19 protein-coding genes and 3 pseudogenes are annotated in these 24,963 nt (G+C 68.1%); 13 read left to right on the top strand and 9 right to left on the bottom strand.

The window, feature by feature from the left end:
• Window positions 1-581: 581 nt before the first annotated feature.
• The gene (locus AOK17_RS05550; RefSeq protein WP_055611175.1) at window positions 582-1,031 is read left to right on the top strand and encodes a DUF5959 family protein; all 450 of its coding nucleotides are present in this window, start codon (window positions 582-584) and stop codon (window positions 1,029-1,031) included.
• A gap of 172 nt (window positions 1,032-1,203) precedes the next feature.
• Here AOK17_RS05550 and AOK17_RS05555 read toward each other — a convergent pair whose 3' ends face one another.
• Window positions 1,204-1,899, bottom strand: coding sequence for a class I SAM-dependent methyltransferase (locus AOK17_RS05555; RefSeq protein WP_245697021.1), 696 nt, complete (start codon window positions 1,897-1,899; stop codon window positions 1,204-1,206).
• 187 nt (window positions 1,900-2,086) lie between these two features.
• Here AOK17_RS05555 and AOK17_RS05560 point away from each other — a divergent pair, with 187 nt between their 5' ends.
• The 4 genes and pseudogenes from AOK17_RS05560 to AOK17_RS48025 all read left to right on the top strand — a co-directional run bounded on the left by AOK17_RS05560 (window position 2,087) and on the right by AOK17_RS48025 (window position 5,183).
• On the top strand, window positions 2,087-2,641 hold the full coding sequence (locus tag AOK17_RS05560; protein ID WP_055611176.1) for a winged helix-turn-helix transcriptional regulator: 555 nt from the start codon (window positions 2,087-2,089) through the stop codon (window positions 2,639-2,641).
• A 353-nt stretch (window positions 2,642-2,994) separates the two neighbouring features.
• A pseudogene (locus tag AOK17_RS51965) lies at window positions 2,995-3,122 on the top strand (glycine betaine ABC transporter substrate-binding protein); the annotation flags it as partial.
• A 119-nt stretch (window positions 3,123-3,241) separates the two neighbouring features.
• Window positions 3,242-3,736 carry a hypothetical protein gene (locus AOK17_RS05565; RefSeq protein ID WP_055611177.1) on the top strand — a complete coding sequence of 165 codons (495 nt, stop codon included), beginning with the start codon at window positions 3,242-3,244 and terminating at the stop codon, window positions 3,734-3,736.
• A 503-nt stretch (window positions 3,737-4,239) separates the two neighbouring features.
• A pseudogene (locus AOK17_RS48025) lies at window positions 4,240-5,183 on the top strand (IS5 family transposase).
• A gap of 1,084 nt (window positions 5,184-6,267) precedes the next feature.
• Here the strand turns inward: AOK17_RS48025 and AOK17_RS05585 are convergent.
• The gene (locus AOK17_RS05585; protein WP_055611181.1) at window positions 6,268-6,660 is read right to left on the bottom strand and encodes an ester cyclase; all 393 of its coding nucleotides are present in this window, start codon (window positions 6,658-6,660) and stop codon (window positions 6,268-6,270) included.
• A 182-nt stretch (window positions 6,661-6,842) separates the two neighbouring features.
• On the opposite strand from AOK17_RS05585, the pseudogene AOK17_RS48035 reads away from it, so the two are divergent.
• Window positions 6,843-7,136: pseudogene (locus AOK17_RS48035) on the top strand (TetR/AcrR family transcriptional regulator); the annotation flags it as partial.
• Between the two features lie 25 nt (window positions 7,137-7,161).
• Here the strand turns inward: AOK17_RS48035 and AOK17_RS05590 are convergent.
• The 3 genes from AOK17_RS05590 to AOK17_RS05600 all read right to left on the bottom strand — a co-directional run bounded on the left by AOK17_RS05590 (window position 7,162) and on the right by AOK17_RS05600 (window position 10,416).
• On the bottom strand, window positions 7,162-8,100 hold the full coding sequence (locus AOK17_RS05590) for an HpcH/HpaI aldolase/citrate lyase family protein (RefSeq protein ID WP_055611182.1): 939 nt from the start codon (window positions 8,098-8,100) through the stop codon (window positions 7,162-7,164).
• Entirely contained in the window at window positions 8,090-9,307 is a 1,218-nt protein-coding gene (locus AOK17_RS05595) for a CaiB/BaiF CoA transferase family protein (RefSeq protein ID WP_055611183.1), read from the bottom strand. The genes AOK17_RS05590 and AOK17_RS05595 overlap by 11 nt, the downstream gene beginning before the upstream one ends.
• A gap of 182 nt (window positions 9,308-9,489) precedes the next feature.
• Window positions 9,490-10,416, bottom strand: coding sequence for a LysR family transcriptional regulator (locus AOK17_RS05600; protein ID WP_055611184.1), 927 nt, complete (start codon window positions 10,414-10,416; stop codon window positions 9,490-9,492).
• Between the two features lie 180 nt (window positions 10,417-10,596).
• Here AOK17_RS05600 and AOK17_RS05605 point away from each other — a divergent pair, with 180 nt between their 5' ends.
• The 3 genes from AOK17_RS05605 (at window position 10,597) to AOK17_RS05615 (ending at window position 14,980) form a co-directional block, all read left to right on the top strand.
• Window positions 10,597-12,030: a CitMHS family transporter gene (locus AOK17_RS05605; RefSeq protein WP_055611185.1), complete on the top strand. Its 1,434-nt coding sequence runs from the start codon at window positions 10,597-10,599 to the stop codon at window positions 12,028-12,030.
• A 184-nt stretch (window positions 12,031-12,214) separates the two neighbouring features.
• Window positions 12,215-13,609, top strand: a complete 1,395-nt coding sequence (locus AOK17_RS05610) for a prolyl oligopeptidase family serine peptidase (RefSeq protein WP_055611186.1) — start codon at window positions 12,215-12,217, stop codon at window positions 13,607-13,609.
• 99 nt (window positions 13,610-13,708) lie between these two features.
• Entirely contained in the window at window positions 13,709-14,980 is a 1,272-nt protein-coding gene (locus AOK17_RS05615) for a poly(ethylene terephthalate) hydrolase family protein (protein ID WP_055611187.1), read from the top strand.
• 82 nt (window positions 14,981-15,062) lie between these two features.
• On the opposite strand, the gene AOK17_RS05620 is transcribed toward AOK17_RS05615, so the two are convergent.
• Both AOK17_RS05620 and AOK17_RS05625 read right to left on the bottom strand, forming a co-directional pair.
• The gene (locus tag AOK17_RS05620) at window positions 15,063-16,016 is read right to left on the bottom strand and encodes an expansin EXLX1 family cellulose-binding protein (RefSeq protein WP_055611188.1); all 954 of its coding nucleotides are present in this window, start codon (window positions 16,014-16,016) and stop codon (window positions 15,063-15,065) included.
• Window positions 16,017-16,375: 359 nt separating this feature from the next.
• Window positions 16,376-16,945: a carboxymuconolactone decarboxylase family protein gene (locus tag AOK17_RS05625; protein ID WP_063997168.1), complete on the bottom strand. Its 570-nt coding sequence runs from the start codon at window positions 16,943-16,945 to the stop codon at window positions 16,376-16,378.
• Between the two features lie 490 nt (window positions 16,946-17,435).
• Between AOK17_RS05625 and AOK17_RS05630 the strand changes: the two genes are divergently transcribed.
• The 4 genes from AOK17_RS05630 to AOK17_RS05645 all read left to right on the top strand — a co-directional run bounded on the left by AOK17_RS05630 (window position 17,436) and on the right by AOK17_RS05645 (window position 22,979).
• Entirely contained in the window at window positions 17,436-19,769 is a 2,334-nt protein-coding gene (locus AOK17_RS05630) for an MMPL family transporter (protein WP_055611190.1), read from the top strand.
• Between the two features lie 133 nt (window positions 19,770-19,902).
• On the top strand, window positions 19,903-21,060 hold the full coding sequence (locus AOK17_RS05635) for a sensor histidine kinase (protein ID WP_055611191.1): 1,158 nt from the start codon (window positions 19,903-19,905) through the stop codon (window positions 21,058-21,060).
• Between the two features lie 16 nt (window positions 21,061-21,076).
• A complete protein-coding gene (locus tag AOK17_RS05640) occupies window positions 21,077-21,745 on the top strand; it encodes a response regulator transcription factor (RefSeq protein ID WP_055611192.1) in 669 nt (222 codons plus the stop codon).
• Between the two features lie 112 nt (window positions 21,746-21,857).
• Window positions 21,858-22,979, top strand: a complete 1,122-nt coding sequence (locus tag AOK17_RS05645; RefSeq protein WP_055611193.1) for a PP2C family protein-serine/threonine phosphatase — start codon at window positions 21,858-21,860, stop codon at window positions 22,977-22,979.
• Between the two features lie 60 nt (window positions 22,980-23,039).
• On the opposite strand, the gene AOK17_RS50630 is transcribed toward AOK17_RS05645, so the two are convergent.
• Both AOK17_RS50630 and AOK17_RS05655 read right to left on the bottom strand, forming a co-directional pair.
• Window positions 23,040-23,237 (bottom strand): hypothetical protein, encoded by a 198-nt coding sequence (locus AOK17_RS50630; protein ID WP_157881271.1) that lies wholly within the window; start codon window positions 23,235-23,237, stop codon window positions 23,040-23,042.
• A gap of 763 nt (window positions 23,238-24,000) precedes the next feature.
• Complete coding sequence (locus tag AOK17_RS05655; RefSeq protein ID WP_055611195.1) at window positions 24,001-24,855, bottom strand: enoyl-CoA hydratase/isomerase family protein; 855 nt, start codon at window positions 24,853-24,855, stop codon at window positions 24,001-24,003.
• Between the last annotated feature and the right edge of the window lie 108 nt (window positions 24,856-24,963).

Here is a 24,963-nt window from a genome sequence, read left to right on the forward strand (position 1 = left end):
AAGACGTTGGTAGACATAGGGAGGATCCTGTCACGGCCCCGGGTACTGCCCTGGAGCCGCCCCGGTTCGCCCACTCTGAAGACCAAATTCCCTGTCTGCCCACTGCCATGGTTCTTGCCGCCGAGGTGTCACCATGGCGGCCCTCGGACGTGCCATGCCCGGCGGATCGGATGTTCTGCCGCGCCCCCAGCCATGCGAATCGGGAGGGGGCGCATCAGGAGATCTGGACCAGCCTCTGACCGGCGCTGCAGGTCGCGGTCCGCGCGGGCAAGCGTCCAATTCCCCTACCGCTGTGGTCGACGGTCACCGCGTGGCGCAGGATGTCGTCTTCGGAAGCGCGCAGGTCCGTAGGGTTCCCAGCTTCAGCTCCCCTGCGCACAAACCCGTCCGTTGTTCGGTTCGTTTTCCCGGCCGGGGCGCGAGTTCGCGAGGGCGCGGCTGTCCAGGGCGGGTGAAACGGCGGACGGTCGTCGTGAGAACTCCCAACGGAATGCCAATCGGGGTCAGTTCGCGACTCGTGCATGATGATCGGGAACGGAACATTGCGGGTTTCGGGAGGGCGCGTGGATGAGGGTGACGGAGTGGACCTGATCCACCTGATCGACTCGGACAGCAGCGTCCGGGTGCGCGTGGTGGGGCGGACCAGTCCGGGGGACACGCCGTACAACGACTACCTCGATGCTGAGCTCGTCATCACGAGCGCCTTCGCCGGCGGGCGCGTTCGGCTGTGCTTGTCACCTGAAGCCCTGGATGACTGGTCGACTGCCCTGGATGAACTTGCCGACAGGCAGGGCATCTGCTGGACGGCCACAGGCGACACCGAGGTCCGGATTGAGATCGACAGGCACTTCTCGATGTCCCGTCCCATCATCACGGTGGACGACAGTGGCGAGTCCGGCGTTTCGGTCCGCGTCGTCCTGGATCCGGGGGACGGCTGGGTGGACGAGCTGCGTGAGCAGCTCGGAAGGGTCCGGCTGACGTGGCCGAATGAGGTGGTGACGACGCCGCGGTCGAGAAACTACTGGCAATGAGGTCAGACGTCGCCAGCGGATGAGCACGCAGCTGGGCGTAAGGAAGACACCTCACGATGCGAAGGTGACAAGCTGCGGTTGCCAGGACGGCCGGGAAGGCTGCAAGGCGTGCCGCCGATGGTGTTCTCGCCGATGAGGCGGCGGGCCATCAGGTCGCTCATGGCGAGACGGATCAGAGCTTCGGAGCGGGCGGGGAAGGTATCGCGTGGCCCAGATACGTCACCACCGGGCTGCCCTCCGGCTTGAGCACCATGTCGACCAATGCCGGCAGCTGATCTTCGGTCAGCGTGCCGCGCCTGCGCCCGCGCGTCGCGCGTACCAGGCTGCGTACGTCGCGCGGCTTGAACGCCGAGACGTCCTGCGCGGAGAGCCCGGCCTGGTCGAGTGCCTCGGCGAGCTCTGCCGGGCGGCGCAGCCTGTGTGCGGCGTAGCGGCCGCGAGGCATGATTCGTGTGCCGGGGAAGGCCTGGAAGGCGCCGAAGTAGATGAGGCGGGAGATGGGGGTGCGATTCACGGTGTCGTAGACGAAGGCTCCGCCGGGGCGCAGCACGCGCGCCGCCTGAGCGAGTACCGCGTCCGGCCGTTCGGTGATCTCGAGGGTGTCGGCGCAGTACAGCAGGTCGAAGGAGTCGTCCGGCAGGCCGAGTTCCTCCGCGGGTGCCGTGAGGTACGTAATGCCGTGAGCGTCGTCCGCTTCCTGGGCGAGGGCCGTCGCGGCGGGGGACGAGTCGGCGGCGACGACCTCGAAACCGAGCCGGGCGAGGCCGCGGGCGAGAAGGCCGCGCCCGCTCCCGACGACGAGCGCCCGGCTGCCGGCTGCCGGCCGCCGTGAGGCCCACCGCCGAGAGCACGCGGCGGAGGTACTCAAGACGTACCGACTGGAAGGTCAGGGCCCGGATGTGGCGGCCGTCGACGGCCGTGGGTCCGGCCGTGTCGAGTGCGATGTGCGGGGCGGCGGCCATGGCAGGCTCCCTCGACAAGACAGGCCAGGTTCCCTGAGTGAACCTAGCATTTGTAAGTTCCCTTAGGGAACCTGGCGGCGATAGCATGGGCCCGTGACCCGTACTTCCCTCTCCGGCGTCGCTTGCTCGATCGCCCGCGCGACCGATCTGTTCGGCGACGCCTGGACGGCCCTGATCATGCGCGACGTCCTCGTCGGCATCCGCCGCTTCGACGAGCTGGCGGAGGACATCGGCCTGTCCCGCAAGACCCTCGCCGCGCGGCTGGCACTGCTGGTCGAGGAGGGCGTACTGACGCGCGAGCGGTACCAGGTCACTCCGCCGCGCGAGGAGTACGTGGCCACGGAGAAGGGCCGGGAGTTCTACCCTGTCCTGCTGGCGCTGATGGCCTGGGGCGACAAGTGGTACGCGGGGCCCGCCGGGCCGCCTGCGCAGATCCGGCACGATGCCTGCGGGCACCTGGCCACGCCGGTTGTGGCCTGCGATGCCTGCCGGGATCCGCTCACGGTAGCCGACACGACCCAACTGCCCGGCCCCGGCGGGCGCGTGGGGCCGGGCACGCAGCTACTGGGGCCGCTGATCGCTGCGCGGGGAGACGGCGTCCCAGCGCCGGACACGGCCCAGAATCCCGTCCGATCAGCTCCTTCGTGATCTCGTTGTCGGCTGCCCCAGCCCTGTTGCTTTTGGACGGCCCGGTTCGTGTATCGCCTCCGGCCATGGCCCTCACGTGGACTACCTCGGGCCGGTCGTCCACCGGTTCCTGAGTGCCGGACATGTTCGGGCGGATTCGAGCTGAGTCACCGGCAGCGGATCCCGTACGCAGCCGTCGGCTGGGTACGGGACCTGACCCACGTGAGCACGAGCCCAACCTGCGATCTGGACGCGGCATGCATTGGCGAACACCGGGTCGAGCGCTCCAGATCCCCGCCGAGCGTTGCCGCAGTGGAGGTATGACCACCTCCGCTCTGCCGCTGAGGGGAGCCTCCCGAGCCATCCCCGACACCCTCACCCCGATTACCAGGAAGCTGAACAACTCGGTTGCGCAGGACCTGAATGCGAGGTGGATGTGAACGGGGAGGATCCGCATCAGGTGGCGTTGGACCGGATGAAGGCAGAGGGGTTCGTCAAGTAGGGGTTGCCGCGCTCCCTGGCCCGGCCCCGGTCCCTGACATCTGTCAGGAACCGCTGCGCGATGCGTCTTCCTAGGCTTGCGGTGCGCAATGCCCTGTCAGCCCAGCCGCGAGGAACATCATGTCCCTGTACACGCGTATGGCCGCCACGCTCAGCGTGGCTGCTTCGTTCATCGGCCTCGTCGGACTCGCACCGCAGGCATCGGCCTCGGCATCGTCGGACGGCACGCACTGCTCCGTGGTGGTGGAGCGGGTGAAGCCGGGTGAGAAGTTCTCCCGGGTGAAGAGCCGGACCTGTTCCGACACCGGGACGGCGGCGGTCAACCGCAGCGGCCGGACCCTGCTCATGACCTGGTACGAGCACGCCGAGTACGGCGGCGACAACACCGACGTATACGGGGACTACGGCCCCTGCGACGCGGACGGCTACGTCCTGAGCACCGGCACGTGGTGGCGCTCGATCTCCTCGTTCATCACCTACAACAGCTGCGACGGCCAGCAGGCCGTCCTCAACGACGGCCAAAACGCCGTCTATTACTACGGTTTCGGCACGCCGAACGTGGGTGCCCGAGCGAACGACAACATCGGCTGGTTCAAGGTGTGGGACGCCCTCTAGGCCCCCACTAGGTTCTGTCCGGCCGATCTTGGGCTGTGGGAGGATGTCGCCCATGACTTGCATCCGAAGGGGCCGTGCCTCGTAGAACACCAGCTTCACTTCGACCGCGGGAACGCGGCTGGGGTAGACCCTGGGTGCGGTATCGCGATGTCCCAGGCCTGTCGGGAGCGGCGAATGCCGCTGTCCGTGTCCTTGAACGAGAGCGATTGTCTCCGGGCATCGTGGCGGTGGCGCTGAGCGTGTGGTCCGTGCGCGTCCACGGCACGAGGCGCCGGTGGAGGCGTTGGGAGGCGGAGTTCACCTGCTCCTGCTGCGGCGAGGGATGGGCCCGGGACAAGCTGCAAGACGCTCTATTCATGCTTCCGTCAAGGGCTGCCAGCGAACTCCGTGTGCAGGTCGAGCGCCTGGACACGGTGCTCCTCGGGCGAACGCAACACGAACCGACGGAAGACCCGGAGTTGGCGTGGTGGCATCGCAGGTGCTGACCGTACCCGTGTCGCCCACTGGTTCGTCGGCTCCTACGTGACTGGCCGGGGGATCTGACAGAGGCGGAGTGGCGACGTCTGGAGCCTCTTCTACCAACGGGCAACAACCGCTACGGGCGGTGGCGCGATCACCGTCAGGTGGTCAACGGCATCCTGCACCGGGTGCGAACCGGGGTGCAGTGGCGTGACCTGCCTGAACGCTACGGGCCGTGGAAGACCGTCTACGAACGCCACCGGCGCTGGTCGGCCGACGGAACCTGGGAACGGCTACTCCAGCACGTGCAGGCCCAAACCGATGCCACCAGTGGGATCGACTGGGACGTCTCGGTTGATTCCACCTCGATCCGTGCCCACCAGCATGGGCCGGCGCGCGGAAAGCTCCGCCGCCCGCCGTGTCAAAAGGGGCGACCGCGATGGCACACCAGAGCGGTAGGCCATGGGTGAGACTGTGCGCCCGCCTGGCGGAGGTGGTGCAGGAGGTGAGGCGCTCGGCCGCTCCCGAGGAGGCTTCACCACCAAGATTCACCTGAGCGCAGACGGGCGTTGCCGCGTGCTTTCAATGTTGCTGACGGCAGGCCAGCGGGCGGACTGCACGCAGTTCGAGCCGGTCATGGAACGCATTCGGGTGCCTCGGCTCGGGCCGCCCGCGCACCACACCAGACAGCGTGAGCGCCGACAAGGCTTACAGCAATCGCAGGACCCGCCGCTACCTGTGGCGACGCGGCATCCACCACGTCATCCCCGAGAAGAGCGATCAGGCCGTGAATCGCGTACGCCGGGGCCGGGCAGGGGGACGCCCACCCGGCTTCGACAGGGAGCGGTACAAGAAGCGCAACATTGTGGAACGGGCGATCAACAAGCTCAAAAGCTACCGAGCTGTGTCCACGAGGTACGACAAGCGCGCATACGTCTACCTGGGCACCGTCACCATCGCAGCAACCATCATCTGGCTCCGGACATGATCGGCGGGACAGAACCTAGGCCCACGCAGCAGCCTTGCCCTGGACAGTCTCGTTTGGATCAGTTCGTCGTTGGTCCGGGTGTGTCGTTGAGTGATGCGCAGTGGGCGCGGAACGAGCCGTTGCTCCCGGACCGGACGCCCAAGCGGGGTGGGTCGATGGCGCGGTCACCGGGAGGGGATCGACGCGATCGCCTTCAAGATCCAGACCGGTACTCAGCGGGTGCATCTGCTGGAGCGAATCCGTTCGAAAAGCTATTCGAGACCGTGGCACCATGTACCGCATGACGACGAACCGAAAGGTCCATGCCGCGTAGACGGCCAGGACGGATCCGCGCCGGCGCCCTCGACAGCCACCGGACAACGGGTACAAGGCCAGTCATCGACGGCCTGTCTTCGCATGTACTGTCCGAGATCAGCCGTCTTGAGCACACCCGCAACTATCTGCAGCCAGGCGACGTCAGCATGGCTGTGGGCCTGTGGAAGGACTACGTCCACCAGCCCGAGCGCGCACTGTGGCACGACTACGAGTGGGGCAACGTGCACTGGTACTGCTGCGGCAACCCTCTCGAAGCCCGAGCTCTCCTCGACACCGTGATGCAGGCCGTATCACCACGAAGCGCCCGCGAACTGCGAAGGATTGTCGGACGGTCAGACGCCGTTTGGAACCGTCCGGCCCCGCCCTACGACGCTGACGGAAGATATAAGGAACAAGCTCAGGCACTTCCCGCGTCGCCCTCCTCGATCTCATCGGCTACACCATGACAAAGGGAGTCATCGACGCCCTCACGCTGCCCCTCGCCCAGCGCCTCGGCCCCCGCGGCATCACTGTCAACACCGTTGTCTCCGCCACCACCGACACCGACATGAACACGTCCTGGTTGCGCGGCAGCTCCGAACTCATCGCTGCCATCGTCGCCATCGCCGCGCAGAACGCCACCGGCGGCTTCCGCCTCTGGGCGGTATCCCTCCGGGGACACAGGAGACATCCGAGTCGCGACACGGTCGACGCACAACGAGAGCCCGGCCGGTGGCCGGGCTCTCGGAGGTGCACTGGGTTCAGCTGTAGCGAGGGTCGCTTGCGGAGATCAGATGCCGAGCTGTTGCTGTACGGCCTGGGCGTCCATCAGGTAGTTCATCTCGTAGAAGCGTCCGTCGCGCACCTTGTGGAAGGAGTACTCGGCGTACTCGATCGTTTCGCCGGTCGGAGCGACGCCGAACCACTCCTTCGTGGGGGTGCCCTTGTTGAACAGTCGGGCTGCGACGCGGTCGCCGTCGATGGCTACGTCCCGTACCCGCCAGGTGAAGTCCGGCACCGCGTCGCCGTGCCCCTTCAGCTCCGCGATGACGTCGTCCCGCGTGACCGGCCGGCCGTTCTCGGTGAGCTCGTCATGGATGAACTCGGTCATCCGGTCGAACTCATGGGCGTTGAGCGCCTCGATGTAGCGCTCGAAGACTTCGCGTACTTCCTTCTCGGACATGCTGACCTCTCTGCCGCCCCGAACCGCGGGGCGTGTATGCGGACGATGATCGACCTGCGTCGACGCCCTTCCGTGAACTCGCCGTGGCGGCTGCCGTCGTGGGTAGGAATCGAGAGCGCAAGACTTCTATTCCGATCGGTACAGAAGTCGTGCCGATCGTCACTCGGGAGTACGCTGCGCGCATGGCTGGTTCCCGGAGCGCCGTTATGGGTCGGCCTCGAGAATTCGATATCGACGAGGCGCTCGAGCGCTCCATGCAGGTGTTCTGGGAACGGGGATACGAGGGGGTCAGTCTCACCGATCTGACCAAGGCCATGGGCATCACGAAACCAAGCCTGTACGCGGCCTTCGGGAACAAGGAGGAGCTGTTCCGCAAAGCTCTGGAGCGCTACAACGAGGGTCCGGGCGACTACGGGACGCGTGCCCTGGAGGAGCCGACCGCGCGAGGCGTGGCCGAGGCGATTCTCCGCGGAGCGGGCCGCTCCTGGCCCGTTCCCCGGCTCATGCCCCGTGTCGTTCGAGAACGAGGCGGGCCGTGTGGGCCATGGCCTCGTCGACCATCTCGCCGCGGAATGTCACGGCGCCCGTCCCCTCCCGCTGTGCCGCCTCGACCGCCGTGATCAGCTCTGCGCAGCGGGCGAGTTCGGCGGAGCTGGGAGAGAACACCTCGTTGATCACGGGGACATGGGAGGGATGGATCGCCATCATGCCCTCGTAGCCGAGGGAGCGGTTCTGTTCGGCGAAGGCGCGCAGCCCCGGCAGGTCGCCGATGCGCGTCCACAGTCCGCTGACCGGGCACGGCACCCCGGCTGCCCTGGCGTCCAGCAGAACACGGGAGCGCAGTGCCACCGTTTCGGTTCCCTCCGGGCTCCATCGGTAGCCGACGGCGCGTTCCACATCGCCGCCGGGTGCGGTGAGAGCGCCCAGGTAGGCGATGCGTGAGGCGGCCCGGGCGATGTCGTAGGCCTCGCGCAGGCCGCGTGCCGTCTCCAGCAGGGGCACCAGGGCGATCCGCCCCGGCGGCATGCCCTGTTCCTGTTCACACCAGCCCAGCAGCCGGTCGGCGAGCCTCACGTCCTGGGCGGAGCGGACCTTGGGAAGGACGATCCCGGCGAGTCCGGGCCGTACGACCGCCCGCAGTTCCTCGGCCCCCGCCCAGTCGTCCAGCGGATTGACACGGACGAACAGCGCCATCCGTCCCGTCTGTTCGGGCATTGCGGCGGCCCGTGCGAGGGCGTCGGCCACCTGCGCGCGGGCGGCGAGCTTGTCCGCGGCGGGCACCGCGTCCTCCAGGTCGAGGACGGCGGCGTCGGCGCCCGCCCCCCGGGCCTTGGGCAGCCAGTCGGTTCTGGTGCCGGGGACGAAGAGCAGGGAGCGCAGCGGGGGCCGGTCGACCACTCCCGCCTCGGCCGGGCCTTCGGGATACGCCTCAGATGACATCGCTCTTCTCCAGGTCGGCCAACTCGTCCGCGCTGAGTCCGAGCCACTGCCCGTAGACCAGGTGGTTGTCCTGTCCGAGGGCGGGCCCCGTACGCCAGACCCGCCCGGGGCGCTGCCGGAAATGCGGGATCACCGCCTGCATACGCACCGGACCGAGATCGGGGTCTTCGACGGTGACGATGTCCTCGCGTTCGGCGTACACGGGGTCGGCGCCGATGTCCGCGGCGTCGAACACCCGTGAGGCCACTACCTCGGCCCGGGCGAACTCCTCCAGGCACTCGCCGGTGTCGCGCTCCGCCACCCAGTTCCGCAGGTTCTCGTCCAACTGCTCGCGTCGGTCGTACTGTTGCTGAGCCGTGGTGAACTCCTCCTCGGGGAGTCCGAGCAGGCGGGCGATGTTGCGGACCGATCGCAGCGTCGCGGAGGTCACCGTGATCCACTCGCCGTCGCGGGAGCGGTAGGTGTTGATCACGGCCCCCGGGGCGACCGCCAGCTGGTTGCCGGAGCGTTCGGGTACTCGTCCCAACTGGTCGTGGACGATGACCTGCCACTCGACCAGACGGAACAGGGACTCGAAGAGAGCGAGGTCGATCCACTCGCCGTCGAAATCGGGGTCGTGGTCGCGGCGGTGGAGGGCGGCGAGGACGGCGTAGGCGCCCATCAGGCCGGTCACGGCGTCGCCGTGCGAGAAGCCGGTGTGCACGGGCGGGCCGTCCGGAAAGCCGGTCAGATGGACGACTCCACTGCGCGCCTCACCCACCTTGCCGAAGCCGGGAGCGTCCGCCTGTGACGAGGTGGCGCCGAAGCCGGAGATCTGCAGCAGGACGGCCCGGGGGTTGATCCGGTGCACGGAGTCCCAGTCGAGTCCCCAGTCGCGCAGGCGTCCCGCGCGCAGGGTGACGATGACGACGTCCGCCCAGGCGACGAGGCGGTGGGCGACGGTCCGGCCGGCCTCGTGGTGCAGATCGAGGGTGACGGAGCGTTTGTTGCGGCCGGCGACCTTGAACCACAGGGGAACACCGTCACGTTGGGGCCCCATGGCACGGGCAGCGTCTCCGGCGCCGGGGGGTTCAACGTGTACGACGTCGGCCCCCTGGTCGGCGAGCATCGACCCCGCCAGCGGACCGGCCACCACGTGGGCGAACTCGACCACCTTCAGCCCGCGCAACTGCCCGCTTCCGGTGGTGTTCCGCTCGTCGTCCGACACCGCTGAGCTCCCTTGCACTGCCGTTCCGCGTGGGTCCCCGACAGCGTCGTCCCGCGTTGGTGCGGCACCGCCGTCGCCGTTGTCCTCAGACTGCCGGAGCGGAGAAATGCCTGTCGAGCAACAGAAGGCCATCAATCAATGCGAAAAATGCATGAATTGAGGGGGTGCGGCAGGATGCTGCCTCAGGCCCACGACACTCCGGGCGGAAGCGGACGTCCCTGGCGGCGGAACTCTTCGAGCGTCTCCAGGAACCGCTCCGTCACGGTCGGGAGCGTTCGTCGGGCGCGCAGCGCGATGTCCAGACGCCGGTCCACCACGGGGTCCACCAGTGGGCGGCAGACGACGGGTCCGGTACCCATCAGCGGGAGTACCAGGGCGGGCATCGCCGACACCCCGAGGCCGGCGGTCACCAGTCCGCCCACGGTCGCGATACTGCCCGCCTCGGCCGCCGGCGGCGCGTGCGCGTCGATCTGGGCGAACGCCGCGTCGGTGAGCCGGCGCACGCTCGAGTCGCGCCCGACGGCCAGGAACGGCTGACGAGCCAGGTCGTCCCAGGCGATCTCGGGGCGGTCTGCGAGCGGGTGGCCTTCCGGCAGCACCGCGACGAAGCGGTCCCTGACCAGAGGGCGGTGCTCCAACTGCTCCAGCGGGTTACCGACGGTGGTGATCGCGAAGTCGGCGTCGCCGGACAGGACCCGGTCCAGTACTGACCGCTCCAGGCCGTCGAGGAGTCGAACCGCCACCTGTGGCCGCCGCTCGCGGAAGTCGGAGATCACCTGCGGCAGGAGCACCGCCGCGACGGAGGGAAGAGTGGCCACGGCGACCGTTCCCGACTCGCCGAGCAGGAATCGCCTGAGCTCCTTCATGCCCGCTCGGTGCGCGGTGACGATCTGCTCGGCGACGCGCAGGGCCTCGACGCCCGCCGCGGTCAACTGCACGTTGCGGGTGTCCCGTTCCAGGAGCTGGACGCCAAGTTGCCGCTCCAGATCCGCGACCGCGCGACTGAGCGAAGACTGGGACACATGCATCTCCGCGGCGGCCGCGGTGAAGCTCGCGGCCCGGGCGACGGCCGCGTATGCCGCCAGTTGACGCAGGGTGGTGGCCTCCATGGGCGACGAGCATAGGGCGCCCCGTCTGAATTGATGCGCTTAACGCATGAACAGATCTCGGTTTGATGCTGGACACCGATCCGCCGGTGCTCCGAAACTCTCGCGTAACACCTCGGACTGCCCCCCGCTCAGTTCCACCCACCGCAGCCGAGGGCCGTCCCCGAGAAAGCGAGCGCCGCCATGCTGGCAGCCCTGGGCTTCGCCACGATCGCCGTCCTCCTGCTGCTCACCATGACCAAACGCGCCTCGGTACTGGTCGCTCTGATCCTGCTTCCGGTGCTGGCGGCGCTCATCGGCGGATTCGCGGGCGATCTGGGCGAGTTGATTCTCGGTGGGCTGTCCAAGGTGGCCCCCACCGGCATCATGATCGCCTTTGCGGTCCTGTACTTCAGCCTGATGGTGGACGCCGGGCTCTCCGACCCCCTGATCCGCGGTCTGCTGCGCGTGGCTCGTGGCGACCCGTTGCGGATCACCGTCGCCACCGCCGTCCTCACCCTGTGCGTGGCGCTGGACGGAGACGGCGCCTCCACCTTCCTCATCACCGTCTCCGCACTGCTGCCGGTCTATCAGCGGCTCGGCATGAACCCCCTGGTGCTGTCCGGAGTGGTCTGCCTGGGTGCGGGCGTGATGAACATGGTCCCCTGGGGTGGCCCGACGGTACGCGCCATGGCGGCGCTGAAGCTGGACAGTTCTGACGTCTTCACCCCAGTACTGCCCGCGATGGGCGTCGGCGTCGCCTGGGTGCTGGTGGCCTCCTATCTGCTCGGCCGCCGGGAACGCAACCGTCTTGCCACGCTGTCCCCGCAGGGTCTGGCCCCGGACGAGGGCAAGGACGAGCGGGACGACCGTGAACCCGCCGCTGCGACGACGGTCACGGCGGCCACCGAACCCGAGCCGAGTCGGCACGCCACTCCCGCGACGGCCGACGGGAAGCGACAGGCCCTCCGGGCTCCCGGGGACGGCCCCGGCACCGTCCGGGTCCCGCCGCTGCCACGGACCTGGCTGAACGTCTTCAACCTCCTGCTCACCGTCACCCTCGTGGTCTGTCTGATCCAGGAAGTGATGCCGCTTCCGGTGCTGTTCGTCCTCGGGTTCGCGATCGCGGCACTGGTCAACCACCCCACCTGGGAACAGCAGCAGGCGCTGCTCGACAGGCACGCCAAGAACGTGGTCCTGGTCACCACGATGATCTTCGCGGCCGGTGTCCTCACCGGGATCCTCACCGGCACCAGGATGCTCGACGAGATGGCCGAGACGCTCGTCTCCGTCGTCCCGGACTCCTTCGGCTCGCACATGCCCGTCGCGGTGGCGGTCAGCGGCATGCCGCTGAGCCTGGTCTTCACCCCGGACGCCTACTACTTCGGCGTACTGCCCGTACTCGCCGAGACCGCGCAGGGCTTCGGCACGGACCCGGCCGAGGTCGCCCGGGCCGCCATTCTCGGCCAGATGACCACGGGGTTCCCGCTCAGCCCGCTCACTGCCTCCACGTTCATCCTGGTCGGCATGAGCGGCGTGTCGCTCGGCGAACACCAGCGCTTCATCTTCCGCTGGGCCTTCGCCACCACCCTGGTCATGACGGCCGCCGCCCTGCTGACCGGTGCGTTCTCACTGTGACAGGCGACCCGGGCCCGAGCGCATGCCCCGCCGTCGTGGACTCCCGGCAGCTGCCGCACCTGCCGCTCGGCCCTCCGACGCGCCGCCTGCTTCCAGGAGTCCGGAGCAGGGCGACGACCTCCACACACACCAAGTACCCGATCCGCGCGACCCAGTTCCCCACAGGACCGAGACGAGGACGCACATGAGACGGATCACCAGACGTACGGCGCTCGCAGTCACGGCAGGCGCGGTCGCGGCTCCGGCCGTTACCGCGGCAACCGCGGCAGCCGCCGACACCACCACAGGCACACCCGAGGGACGCCGGTCGACCGGGGGGCGCAATCCGGTCCTGCGAACGGACCTCGTCACACGGGTGACGCCGAGGAACAACTGGCTGGTGACAGCCGTCGCCCTCCAGTACGCGCATCGCATCGACCTGCGCGGCGGGGCGATCCCGCCCTCGGCCTTCCAGGTGAAGGCGACCGTGGGCGGGCAGACAGCGGCTCGCACGGTGACCCGGGTCTACGCCGGCACCACCGCCGAAGTGGACGACCGGTCCCGCCCCGGACGGCCGGGGGACCGACTGATCATCGAACTCGACCCGAACGACTCCAACGCGCGGGCCGCGGGCACCGATCCCCTTCCGCTGGACCGTGCGTACTCCGTCAGACAGGTGGCGGACGTGCACACCCCGGAAGGCGAACCAGTGCTCAGGGCCGGTCCGTTCGCGGTCCGGAACGACAACGTCACCACTCCCGTGGCCGACGACTTCGCCGCGGGTTCCTTCACCGACTCCACGGGCTTCGAACTGGACTTCCGGCTGTACCGGCCCGAGGGATTCGTACAGAACCCGTGGACGCGCACGCGGTACCCACTCGTCGTCACCCTGCACGGCGGTGGTGAGGTCGCGGACAACAACATGACCCAGCTCACCTCCAACCGGATCGCCGTCACGTTCGCCAAACCGGAACGACAGCGCCGCGACCCCGCCTTCGTGCTCTCTCCGCAGATCCCGCTGCCCCGTCCCATGGACGGACCCGACGGCACGGACTGGACCGACGCCAAGGTCCAGGCCGCTCTGATCGAACTCATCGACACCTTCGTGAGCGAGCACTCCCGAAACATGGACACGGCCCGGCTGTATCTCGTCGGACTGTCCTCGGGCGGGCGCGGCATCTACAGCCTGCTGGCCAAGCGACCCGACGAGTTCGCGGCCGCCCTGCCCACGGCCGGCTGGGGCGACGCGGCCACCATGGACAGGATCACGCACATCCCGATCTGGGCCGACCACTCCATCGACGACCCGGTCGTGCCGTACCGGGAGGGCCGGTTCGGCAAACCCGGCACCTGGACACTGATGAACGCGCTGGAGACCGCCGGTGCCCGGGTCAGCCGTGGGGAGTGGGCGAACGACCTGCCGAAGGCGCAGTTCGAGGCCAGGTCCCGGGAGCTCCTACGGCAGGCCGCGGCTACCCGCAGCCACGTACTGTTCACCAGCTACACGCCCGGCACGACACCGGTGAACCCACACCTGGCATGGGCCCAGACGTATGAGAACGACGTGGTCATCGACTGGCTCTTCGCACAGTCCCGGTAGCCGCCGCACACGGCACCCCTTCCTTCCGGAGGTAGAGCAATGCGTCCATCCAGTGGTTCCACCCAATCGGCCGTGCCGTTACGGACAAGATCCCGTGCCATGACGGCACTGATCGCCCTGGCGACCACCATCGGCCTGACGCTGGCCCTGCTGACGGCCGTCGCCCCGCCGGCAGCCGCCGCGGACCTGCTGTCCCAGGGCAGACCCGTGACCGCCTCGTCCACCGAGAACACGTCAACTCCCGCGTCGGCGGCCGTGGACGGCAACACCGGAACACGCTGGGCGAGCACGTTCAGTGACCCGCAGTCGCTGAGTATCGATCTGGGCGCCACTGCCACCATCAGCCAAGTAGTGCTGCGCTGGGAGGCCGCGTACGCCCGCGCGTTCCAGATCCAGACCTCCGCCAACGGCACCGCCTGGACCACCGTCCACTCGATCACGACCGGCACCGGAGGTGTGCAGACCCTCGATGTGAACGGCAACGGCCGGTACGTCCGCCTGCTGGGCACCCAGCGCGGCACCGCCTACGGCTACTCGCTGTGGGAGTTCCAGGTGTACGGCTCCGGTGGCGGAACTCCTCCGGGCAACAGCATCCCGGATCCGACGGCCACTTCTCTGGAGGCCGCCAACGGGCCGCTGACCACCGCCACTTACACCGTTCCCGGCCCGAGCGGGTACGGCTCAGGCACGGTCACGTACCCCACGAACAGTGGCTCGTACCCGGGTGTCGTACTGATGCCCGGCTATCAGGGCACACAGCAGAACCTGCAGTGGCTCGCACCCCGCCTCGCCTCCTGGGGCTTCGTCGTCATCAACGTCGGAACCAACACGCTCACCGACGATCCCGAATCACGCGGCCGGCAGATCACCGCCGCCGGCACCCAGCTGATCGCGCTCGGCAACGCAGCCGGCAACCCGCTGTCCGGGAAGGTCAACGGCACGCTCGGCGCGGTCGGTCACTCGATGGGCGGCGGTGGAGTCATGGCGGCCCTCCGGGACGACTCGCGCTTCCGGGCGGGCGTGCCCACCGCGCCGTACCACCCGAACGCGAACTTCTCCGCGGTCACCGAGCCCACGTTCTTCCTGACCTGTCAAAGCGACTCCGTCGCCCACGGCAACACCTACGCGGTGCCCTGGTACAACTCCATGTCCCAGGCAGAGAAGCTCTACATCGAGGTTCCGGGCGACCACCTGTGCCCGATGACGGGCTCCGGCAACAAGGCCAAGCAGGGCAAGTGGATCGTGTCGTTCCTCAGTCTCTGGCTGCGTGCAGACACCCGCTTCGGCCCGTTCCTGTGCGGTCCCGTACGTGACCCCGACAAGAACAACACATCTCTGGTCACGCGCTGGATGGACACCTGTTCGTTCTGACCGGAGCATCGCGCGGGTCCCGGTCCCGCCCACCGCATGACGGCGGCGGGACCGTTCCTCAACGCACGCGTGCGTCGCGTGATCAGTGCCGGGCGAACTGAACCCCGGTCGGTTGCGCGACGTTCGGCCGCAGCGCGATCCCGGTGAGGGTCAGTTGTTCTCCGTAGATGTCCGTGACTCTGATCGAGCCTCCGCACCCGGTGCCGTCGTCGGAGATGAAGTAGTTGTATTCGGTGCGGGGCAACTGCCGCCATCCGCTGCCGGCCCGGACCTCAAGGCGCGCAACCGGATTGCGGTGGCCGATCGCCTGGATGCCGCACCAATTGGGGTTGGACCCGGTCTTGTATCTGATGGAGACCGTCTCGGTCGTGCTGGGACTCAGCAGCTGCCAGGTGATCGGTATCCGGCCGACCTTGAGGTCGGCGAGCTTGGCGAAGGCCTGTTGGCTGAGGTCGAGTTGCCCGGGTGCGCAGGGCAATGGGCATTCGTTGGTGATCCGTACGGTGATCGACTTGCCGTTGGCCGCGCGGACGAGCACGTACGCGCCGCACGCCCTGGACGTCTCGTAGTCGGTCGTGTTCATTGCCGCGATCATGAGGTCGGCGCTCGGGCCGAACAGGCAGGCGCCGTTTCCGTCGGCGGCCTCGTAGGCGGTGGCGACCCCCGTGTAGGTGCTGTTGGGCCGAATCCGCCCTGCGGACACCGACGTGCTGGACGCTCTTCGCGGGGGCTGTGAAGTGGCTGTGGCCGAAGGGCGTGCCGCACCGGTCTTCGCACTGGCCGACGGCTTCGGCTTCGGCTTGCCGGTCGCGGAAGGGGTCGCCGACGCGCTCGGGGTGCCCGTCGTGGTCGTGGTTCTCACCTGGTTGGTGGCGACGGGAGTGGCCGCGGCATGCCCTGCCTCCGCCTTACGGTCGGGGAGCGACCCCAGGACCACGTAGGCGAGAACACCCACGATGGTCACCGCCAAGGTGGCGCTCAGCACAAGTCTGCGTCTCTGCCTGCGCTGACGCGCGGCCTGCCTCGCTGTCTTCATACCTGTCCGTTCGGAAGATCGAGCCGATGGTGCACTGATCAGTGACCGCACAGAGCGAAAAGGTTGCCTTCGATTTCTCACCGGGGCGTACGGAGCTCCGCGATGGGCGTATCCAGACGATTTGCCAGGGTCGTGCCGGTGTTGCTTCCGGCGGCGCGGGTCCCAGTCTTGGATGGGCGGAGTCCGCCCCGTCGGTGGGAGGTGTCCCGCCGCTGGGCGGAGTGAATGCCGCAAGGCGCTGTTCTCGGTGACGGGCTACCTCCCGTGTGGGCGACACCGACGCAGAGGAACTGCTCCACGGGAACTTGTGCCGACGGCCTCGCCGCGCTCCTGAAGACCGTGAGTACCTGAAGTGACCGTCACTCGGCATCAGTTGGCAACGGGACGTCAAAGGCGTTGAGTATCACGGAGATGCTGGAGTACTGCGCGATCAGGAAGACGAGTTCCGCCGTGCCCTGCTCGCCGAAGGACTCGACCGCACAGCGGTAGAGCGCTCCCGGAAGTGGTGCACCCGAGTAGAGGCATGCCGCCACGTCGTGAGCGACCAGTTCCTCGGACGTCAGGGCCGAGGGCCGCTGTCCGGCGACCAGACCTGCGACGACGCTCTTGGAGAGGCCGACCGCCAACGCGACCCTGCTGTGTGAATAGAGTTCGTAGGCCGCGCCGTACCGTGATCCGATGGTGAGTATTGCTACTTCGCGCACGCGCGTCGCGAGCACGCTGCCGTTCGTGACGGTCGTGAACCACGCCAGCAGTGGCCGGGCAAGTTCGGGAAAGCGCAGCATCGCGGGGAATGGACCGATCAGCGCGCCGTTCTCGTCCGTCGAGGTGAAGGGTGTCCGCAGCCCGTCCATCATCCGCCGAACCTGCTCGTCGAGCACGCGCTGCTCGTCCGACAGGGCACTTGGCTCGATGGCGGGCATCCTCATGCTTTCCTCCTCCGTGTTACGGGGCTGCCCTGACGGTCAGCGGGGAACTTGACGACGCTGAGAGTCGTGCGGGCGTCGGACCGTTGGCCGCGGTCGAGGGTTCCCGTGTGAGTGGCCGCCTCGCGGTCTCTCGAAGCTCGGGCGGCACCGAGGTGGACCTGCCGGCCGCCAGGCATCGACGTGATTTCATAAAGTACACCGGCTAGTGTGATTTTAGGAATGGTGAGTGCGCAGCGCCTCACGGCGTGCCCGCGCACTCTCCGTTCTGCGCGCGCTGTTCGCCGAACTCGGTCAGAACGCCGCTGCCGGTGGGACCTGATGTGCCTGCGCGGAGTGGAGTTGGGAGGCGTCGTAGTTCTCACGGCGGAGAGCCGCGGTGAGCCGTACTTGAAACTCAGTAGGTGGAATGTCGCAGCACCGATGACGACTCGGCACGGTGCTTGTCGGGAGGCTGAAGGGGTTCCCGAGACGAGATACGGAGACTCCTTCGATGGCGACCTTCTTGTACCAATTGGGCCAACGGGCCTTCCGGCGGCGACGCTGGGTGGCTCTGCTGTGGGTGGCTGTGCTGGCCGTCGTCGGCATCGGTGCCCTCAGCGCTGCGGAAGCGCCTGACGATTCGTCGTCGATGCCGGGGATCGAGTCCCAGAAGGCGTTCGACCTCATCAACGAGCAGTTCCCCGGCAGTGAGGCGAACGGCGCGAGCGCCCGGATCGTCTTCGTCGCGCCGGACGGCCAGAAGATCACCGCGGCGGGCCACCGGTCGGCCGTCGACCGGTTCCTCACCGAGGCGGCCGGCGGACCACAGGTCGCCGACGTGTCGAGCCCGTTCGACGGGCCGGGGCTGAGCAAGGACAAGACCACGGCCTACGCCACGGTCACGTACAAGACCAAGGACGACGAGGTCACCGATGCCAGCAAGAAGGAGCTGGAGGGGGCCGTCGAGGAGGTCCGCGACACGGGCCTGACCGTCGAGGTCGGCGGAAGCGCGCTGGCCACCGAGGCTCCCGCCGGAATGGGCGAGATCGTCGGCGTCCTGGTAGCGGCGATCGTACTGCTGATCACCTTCGGCTCCTTGGCCGCGGCAGGGCTTCCGCTGATCACCGCCGTCATCGGCGTCAGCATCAGCCTGGCCGGGATCACCGCTCTCGCCAACGCCTTCGGGCTGTCCTCGACCAGTGGCGAGTTGGCCATGATGCTCGGTCTCGCGGTCGGTATCGACTATTCGCTCTTCGTGGTCTCGCGCTACCGGGAGGAACGGGCGAAGGGGCGTGATCCGCAGGAGGCCGTCGGTCTGGCCCTGGGCACGGCCGGCTCCGCGGTCGTCTTCGCCGGCCTCACGGTCGTCATCGCGCTGGCCGGCCTCTCGGTGGTCGGCGTACCGATGCTCACGAAGATGGGCCTGTCCGCCGCGGGCACGGTCGTTGTCGGCGTACTGATCGCGCTCACTCTGGTTCCCGCACTGCTCGGCTTCTGGCCGAACGCCGTCCTGGCCCGTCAGACCCGTAGGGGCCGGGCCCGCAAGTCCGAGCGCGGCCTGCGAATCCCCAGGATCAGGATCCACCGCCGCGGCCGGCAACTGGGCAGGAGCCACGAACCCGGCGAAAGCCCGGCTCCCCGCGAGAACCGCAAGAACCGCGAGCCCCGCAAGCGCGAGGAAGCCGGAAGCTGGAGCGTCCGCTGGGCGAGTTTCGTCCTGCGACGGCCCGTAGCGGTGCTGCTCGTCACCGTCGTCGGCCTGGGCGCTCTCGCCGTGCCTGCCCTGGAGTTGCGGCTGGGCATGCCGGGTGACGAGGCCAAGCCCACCTCGACCACTGAGCGCCGTGCCTACGACGCCCTCGCGGCGGGTTTCGGCCCCGGCTTCAACGGTCCGCTGACGATCGTCGTGGACGCGCGGGACGCCGATGACCCGAAGGCCGCGGTGGAGACGGTCGCCGAGAGGATCGGCGCCACCAAGGGCGTCGTATCGGTCTCCCCGCCCCAGTTCAACGAGGCCAAGGACACCGCGCTGCTTTCTGCCACCCCCTCCACCGCTCCCACCAGCGAGCGGACCAAGAACCTCGTCCACACCATCCGCGATGAGCGCTCGGCGACGGAGACCGAGACCGGTGCCACCTTCGAGGTCACCGGCACCACCGCGCTGAACATCGACGTCGCCCAGAAGATGCAGGACGCGCTGATCCCCTACCTCGTGGTCGTCGTGGGCCTGGCCTTCCTCCTGCTGCTGGTGGTCTTCCGCTCCGTACTGGTGCCTCTCAAGGCGGCTCTCGGCTTCCTCCTGTCGGTTCTCGCGTCCTTCGGGGCCGTGGTCACGGTCTTCCAGAACGGCCACGGGGCCAGTCTCCTCGGAGTCGATCAGACCGGACCGATCATGAGCCTGATGCCGATCTTCCTGGTGGGCATCGTCTTCGGACTCGCCATGGACTACCAGGTGTTCCTGGTGTCCCGGATGCGCGAGGCATACGTCCACGGGGAGGGGGCCGGCCAGGCGGTCGTCTCCGGCTTCCGCCACAGCGGCCGGATCGTGGTGGCCGCCGCGCTGATCATGATGGCCGTGTTCTCGGGTTTCATGACGGCCGGCGATTCCATGGTCAAGATGGTCGGTTTCGGCCTCGCCACCGCCGTCCTGTTCGACGCGATAGTCGTCCGGATGGTCCTGGTGCCCGCTGTGCTCGCGCTGCTGGGCAAGCGGGCCTGGTGGCTCCCCGGCTGGCTGGACCGACTGCTGCCGCGGGTGGACATCGAGGGCGAAGCCCTCAACCGCCGGGCCGCTGAACTCCCTGCCCCGACCGGCGAATCGCTCCAGGACATGGCGCGTGTCTGACCGACACGTCAGAGGTAAGGGCCCCATGTTCGGCATGGGGCCCCTACCCGCTCCACGACAGCTCCGGGCCAGGCAGGCCGAAGGAACAACCATCGGCGGGCTGGGACCGGATCCATCCCCAGCGGAGAGACCCATGCTCGCGACTTGGCGGCGGAACGCCGGCCGACACCCCCGGCTCGTCGAGGCGGGATTCCTGCTGCTGGTGTACGCGGCCACCAGCAACCAGTACAACGAAGGGGGACCAGGCCGGTGGCCCGGGCTTCTCCTCGCCACTGCCGCGTGTTTGTCGCTGCTGGGGCGGCGCAGCCATCCAGGCGCGGTCGTCGCGATCACCACGGTCTGCGCCGCGATCTCCGCCAGCATCGGCCATCTGATCAGCCCTCTCCTGCTGCTCCCCGTGATCGTGGCGCTCTACGAACTCACCCTGCGCACCCCACAGAAGACCGCGCACGCCTACGGCACCGCAGTGATCGCGCTGATCGTCCTGACGGCCCTTCTCTCCGACGACAACAACCAGCCCTGGGGACTCAAGACGGTCAGTCCCGCCTTCTGGATCATGCTCCCGGTCGTGCAGGGCTCGGCGGTCCGGGCCCGGCGGGCCTACCTGGAAGCCGTTCACACACGAGCCGAGCACGCCGAACGCACGCGGGAGGAGGAGGCACGCCACCGTGTCGCCGAGGAACGGATCCGCATCGCCCGCGAACTGCACGACGTCGTGGCCCATCACATGGCCCTGGCCAATGCGCAGGCCGCCACCGCGGCGCACCTCGCCCGAACCCGACCGGAACAGGCGCAGACGATTCTTGCCGAACTCGGCACCACGACCTCATCGGCGCTGCGCGAACTCCAGGCCACCGTCGGTCTTCTGCGCCAGTCCGACGACGCCGAGGACCCCCTGGAGCCGAGCCCCGGACTTGGGCGGCTACCCGAGTTGGCATCCGCTTTCGGTGCCGCCGGACTCACCGTCCTCGTCACAGTGGACGGCGAGACACAGCCCCTGTCACCCGGAGTGGACCTGACCGCGTTCCGGATCACACAGGAAGCGCTGACCAACGTTGCCAAGCACGCCGGTGCGAGCACGGCCCGAGTCGAACTCGCCTACACCGTCGACCGTCTGACCCTGACCGTCAGCGACGACGGCGGCACCGTCCCGCGCGCACCTGCCCCCAGCGGCGGCTTCGGCCTCATCGGAATGCAGGAACGCGCCCAGTCCGCCGGCGGCCGTCTCCAGGCAGGACACCGACCTGAAGGCGGCTTCGCCGTCACCGCTCAACTGCCCATCCATGCCTGACTCCGGAGAGACCCTGATGACCATCCGTGTACTGCTCGCCGATGACCAGGCCCTCCTACGGGCGACATTCCGCATCCTGATCGACTCCTGCGACGACCTGGAAGTGGTGGCGGAGGCGGCCGACGGTGCCGAAGCAGTCGACCTCACACGCGTCCATCACCCCGACGTCGTCCTCATGGACATCCGTATGCCCGGCACCGACGGCCTCGCCGCGACCTCTGCCATCTGCGCCGACCCGGACCTGCAGAACACTCGCGTCCTCATCCTCACCACGTTCCAGAGCGATGAGCATGTTGCCCGGGCGCTGCGCGTCGGCGCCGGCGGCTTCCTCGGCAAGAACGTCACCGCCGATGAACTCCTCGGCGGAATTCGCACGGTGGCCTCCGGAGACGCACTTCTGTCCCCCGCGGCCACACGCTCCCTCATCGCACGCTTCCTCGCGACGCCCGATCGCAGCGACGGCCCGACCTCGCGGGTTCTGGAGAACCTCACCCCTCGCGAGCGCGAGATGGTGGTTCTCGTAGCGGACGGGAAATCCGACGACGAGATCGCCGAGGAGGCGTGCCTCAGCCCACTGACCGTCCGGACGCACGTTCAGCGGGCCAAGACGAAGATGGAGGCACGCAGCCGCGCCCAGTTGGTTGCCATCGCCTACCAGGTGGGCCTGGCGAGGCCTCTTCCGTGAGGCGTTTCGATGGACCGGGCCGGTTGAGCCGAGTGTCTGCTCGGCGAGATGCCGGCAGCACACCGCGGTCCGAATACAGTTCCAGGAGATCACCACCTGCCTGGGAGCGTTCATGTCCGGTAGCCTCCGGAAGAGACCCACTGAAGCCTTCGAGGCCATCGAGCCTCCGGGCAACGCCGAACTGATCGCCGCCGTGGTGGCGCTGACGGCCCTGGTGGAGGCCCTCGGCATCCTGTCCCGCTCCGAGGTGTGGCTCCTCGGACTTCTGGTGTTCCTGCCCGGGACGGCATCGGCGCTGTGCACCGTCCGGCAGACGGGGTTCGTCGCCGCGTGGACCACGCTCGTTGTCACCGCGACCGCGGTGCTGCGGGATGTCGACGGGAGCCGCTGGTTCGACCGCCTCCTGCTGGTCCTGTTCACCCTCGTCCTGGCCACGACCTCGGTCTACGCCTGCAGCAGGCGGATCAGGCGGGAACACGAGATGGTGCGGCTGCGCTCCACGGCCGCCGCCATGCAGCGCCACATCCTGCATCCTCTTCCCCTGGTCACCGGTGACGTTCTGGTCAACGGTGTCTACGAACCCCTCCATGAGGACAGGCTCGTCGGCGGCGACATCTACGACGTGGTCGCGTCACCGTGGGGCACGCGCGTTCTCATCGGGGACGTGCAGGGCAAGGGGCTGGCCGCGGTGGGCACCGCGTTCGCCACCATCGGAGCCTTCCGCGAGGCCGCCCACCGCGAGCCGACTCTCACGGCGCTCGTCGACGCACTGGACGCCGCCGTCGTACGCCACAATTCCTACGCCGAACACACCGGCGACGACGAACGATTCGTCACCGCTCTGATCATCGGTATCGAGACGGGCATCGAGGATGTGCAGGCCATCAACTGCGGGCACATCTCGCCCTACGTCATGCACGAGGGCACCATCACCAGCCCTTCGCTGGACTCCGGCGTCCCGCTCGGTCTCGCCGAACTCGCCTCCGAACCCACGACGGTCGGATGGTTCCCCTTTCCCCGGGGCGCGACGCTGTTGCTGAGCACGGACGGCCTCACCGAAACCCGCGCGCCCGACGGCACGTTCTACCCGGTCGACGAGCGTCTGGAGAAGCTCGACCTCTCGCCCACCGACCTGCCTCAGGCCCTGTTCGAGGACAGTCTCGCCTTCGCCGGCCAGGGCGGCCGACACGACGATGTCGCGGTCCTGACCGTCCGTTGGTCACCGGCTCACTGAACCTCCACCGTCGCCGAGGGCATTGAAAGGTGTGGCAGGAATCAGGTGGCACGGCGACTGTCACGGTTCGGACGGAATGCCGATCGCATCGGCCCACGCGTGAATCAACTCGTCGTGGCCGGTGAAGTGCCGGCGCCGGACGACTCCGGAGGGGTCGACATGGCGTGGCTCGGAGACTCCGAACTGCTGCAGCAGGTCGACGAGGAGTGGCCGCGCGGCAGTAGTGAGCCGGGGTGACAGGCACGTGGTCAGGTCCACGGCGGAACGAGCGGTGCCGACACCGGCGTACTGGCGCTTTCCCGCCGGACCGTACGCGCCAGCGGCGTTGTTCCACACCTGTATCGGCGCTGTGGGCTGGGTTCGACAGGGCGGACGACAGTGACTTCCACGGCGGCTTCGCCCAGGGCCGAGACATGACGGGCGAAAGCCGCGTTGAGACGCACCATGGCGATGGTGATCCAGGCGACGGCTCCCTCACCCAGTGCCCAGACGGGTTCGCCGTCCGGGGGACTGCTCTGGAGTGTCCCCACCTGCAGCCCACCGAGCGCTGACCCGTCCGAATGGAACTCGTAGTAGTACGAGTTCGCCGTACGGCCCGGTTGCCGCGCCGGCGCGAATGTCACCCTGTCCGTGCGGACGTCCGGGTGTTCGCCTCCGAGAGGGATCGGTGCGGGCCAGTCTGCAACCTGCAGACCGATCCATCGCTGGATGTCTCTGCCGCTCGCTGCGTTGAAGTCGTCCGATGCCGGGTGGGCCGGCGACGTGGCGACCACGAGCCAGGGCGAGGTGGCACTGAGCTGTGCGGTCGCGTCGGTGACAAGTTTCCCGAGATGCTCATGTCGTTCGATCAAGCTCGTACTCCGCGTTCGAGGGATGCGCGCGTGCCGGGACTGCGTCGGAGGCAACAGGTCGGTCGGGCTTCGACCATGCGGAAGCCGGAAGCCGGAAGCCGGAAGCCGGAAGCCGGAAGCCGGAAGCCGGAAGCCGGAAGCCGGAGCCGGACCGGCCTGTCGAGGCGTCGTCAGAACAGCTTGCGGGCCTCGGAGTCGGCGAGCAGTTCCGGGTCGGGAACCCGGGACTTGCCGGCGACGTTGGCGAGCATCTGATGCGCCATATGGAAGCCGAAGTCCTCGGCCACCGTCTTCTTCCAGTGCCGCGACACGATGTTGTGGGTGGCCCACCGCGTGTAGCGGGGCCGCTTCATGATGAACCGTGCGAGTTCCCAGGACCGATCGAGGAGTTCCTCACGGGGGAGTACGTCGCTGACGATCCCCCACTCAAGGGCCTTGTCGGCCGGGATCGACTTGGCCGCATAGATGTAGTACGCGGCGCGCTTGGGACCCATCAGGGCCTGAAGCGCCATGTACTGACCGTCCCCGGGAGGGGAACCGAGCCAGAAGTGCGGGTCCATGAAGTCGGCGTCCGGCGCCGCGAGTGTCACGTCGCTCATCATGGCGAACTCGGTGTGCACGCCGGGGCCGTTGACGGCCGCGATCGTCGGAATGTCGATGTTGTTGGCGAAACTCTCGATGAGTTTCCAGCCGTCCGTCATCCGCTGGTAGACGTGGTCGGGATCCAGGTCGGAGGCGGGTTTGGGGTTGAGCCCCTTGGGGTTGCCGGTCATCCACCGGTCACCGGTGCCGGTGATGATCAGCACCTGGTTCTGGGGATCGTTGCCTATCTCCTGCCAGACGCGCGTCCAGACATTGTGTGCGGCGTGGGTGTGCGCGTACGGGCCGTCGTCCGTGTGCAGGCGGACCTCGATGATGCCGTCCGCGCGCCGCATCCGGAAGAAGTCCGCATACCTGGCCGAGTACTCCTCGAAGTCGGGCGGAGCAAGGTAGCCCTCCCAGTGATCGGCCGGATGGAAAGCCATGTCAGTACCTCCACGTAGTGGGCTGCCGCCCCTCGATGCTTCGAGGCTCGGGCGACGCCGGGGTGGACCGGCCGACCACAGGTGCCGGCCTGAGCAACAAAGTACACT

Origin of the sequence: Streptomyces phaeochromogenes, from assembly GCF_001418655.1 — a bacterium.
In the GTDB taxonomy this organism is placed as follows: Bacteria; Actinomycetota; Actinomycetes; order Streptomycetales; family Streptomycetaceae; genus Streptomyces; species Streptomyces phaeochromogenes.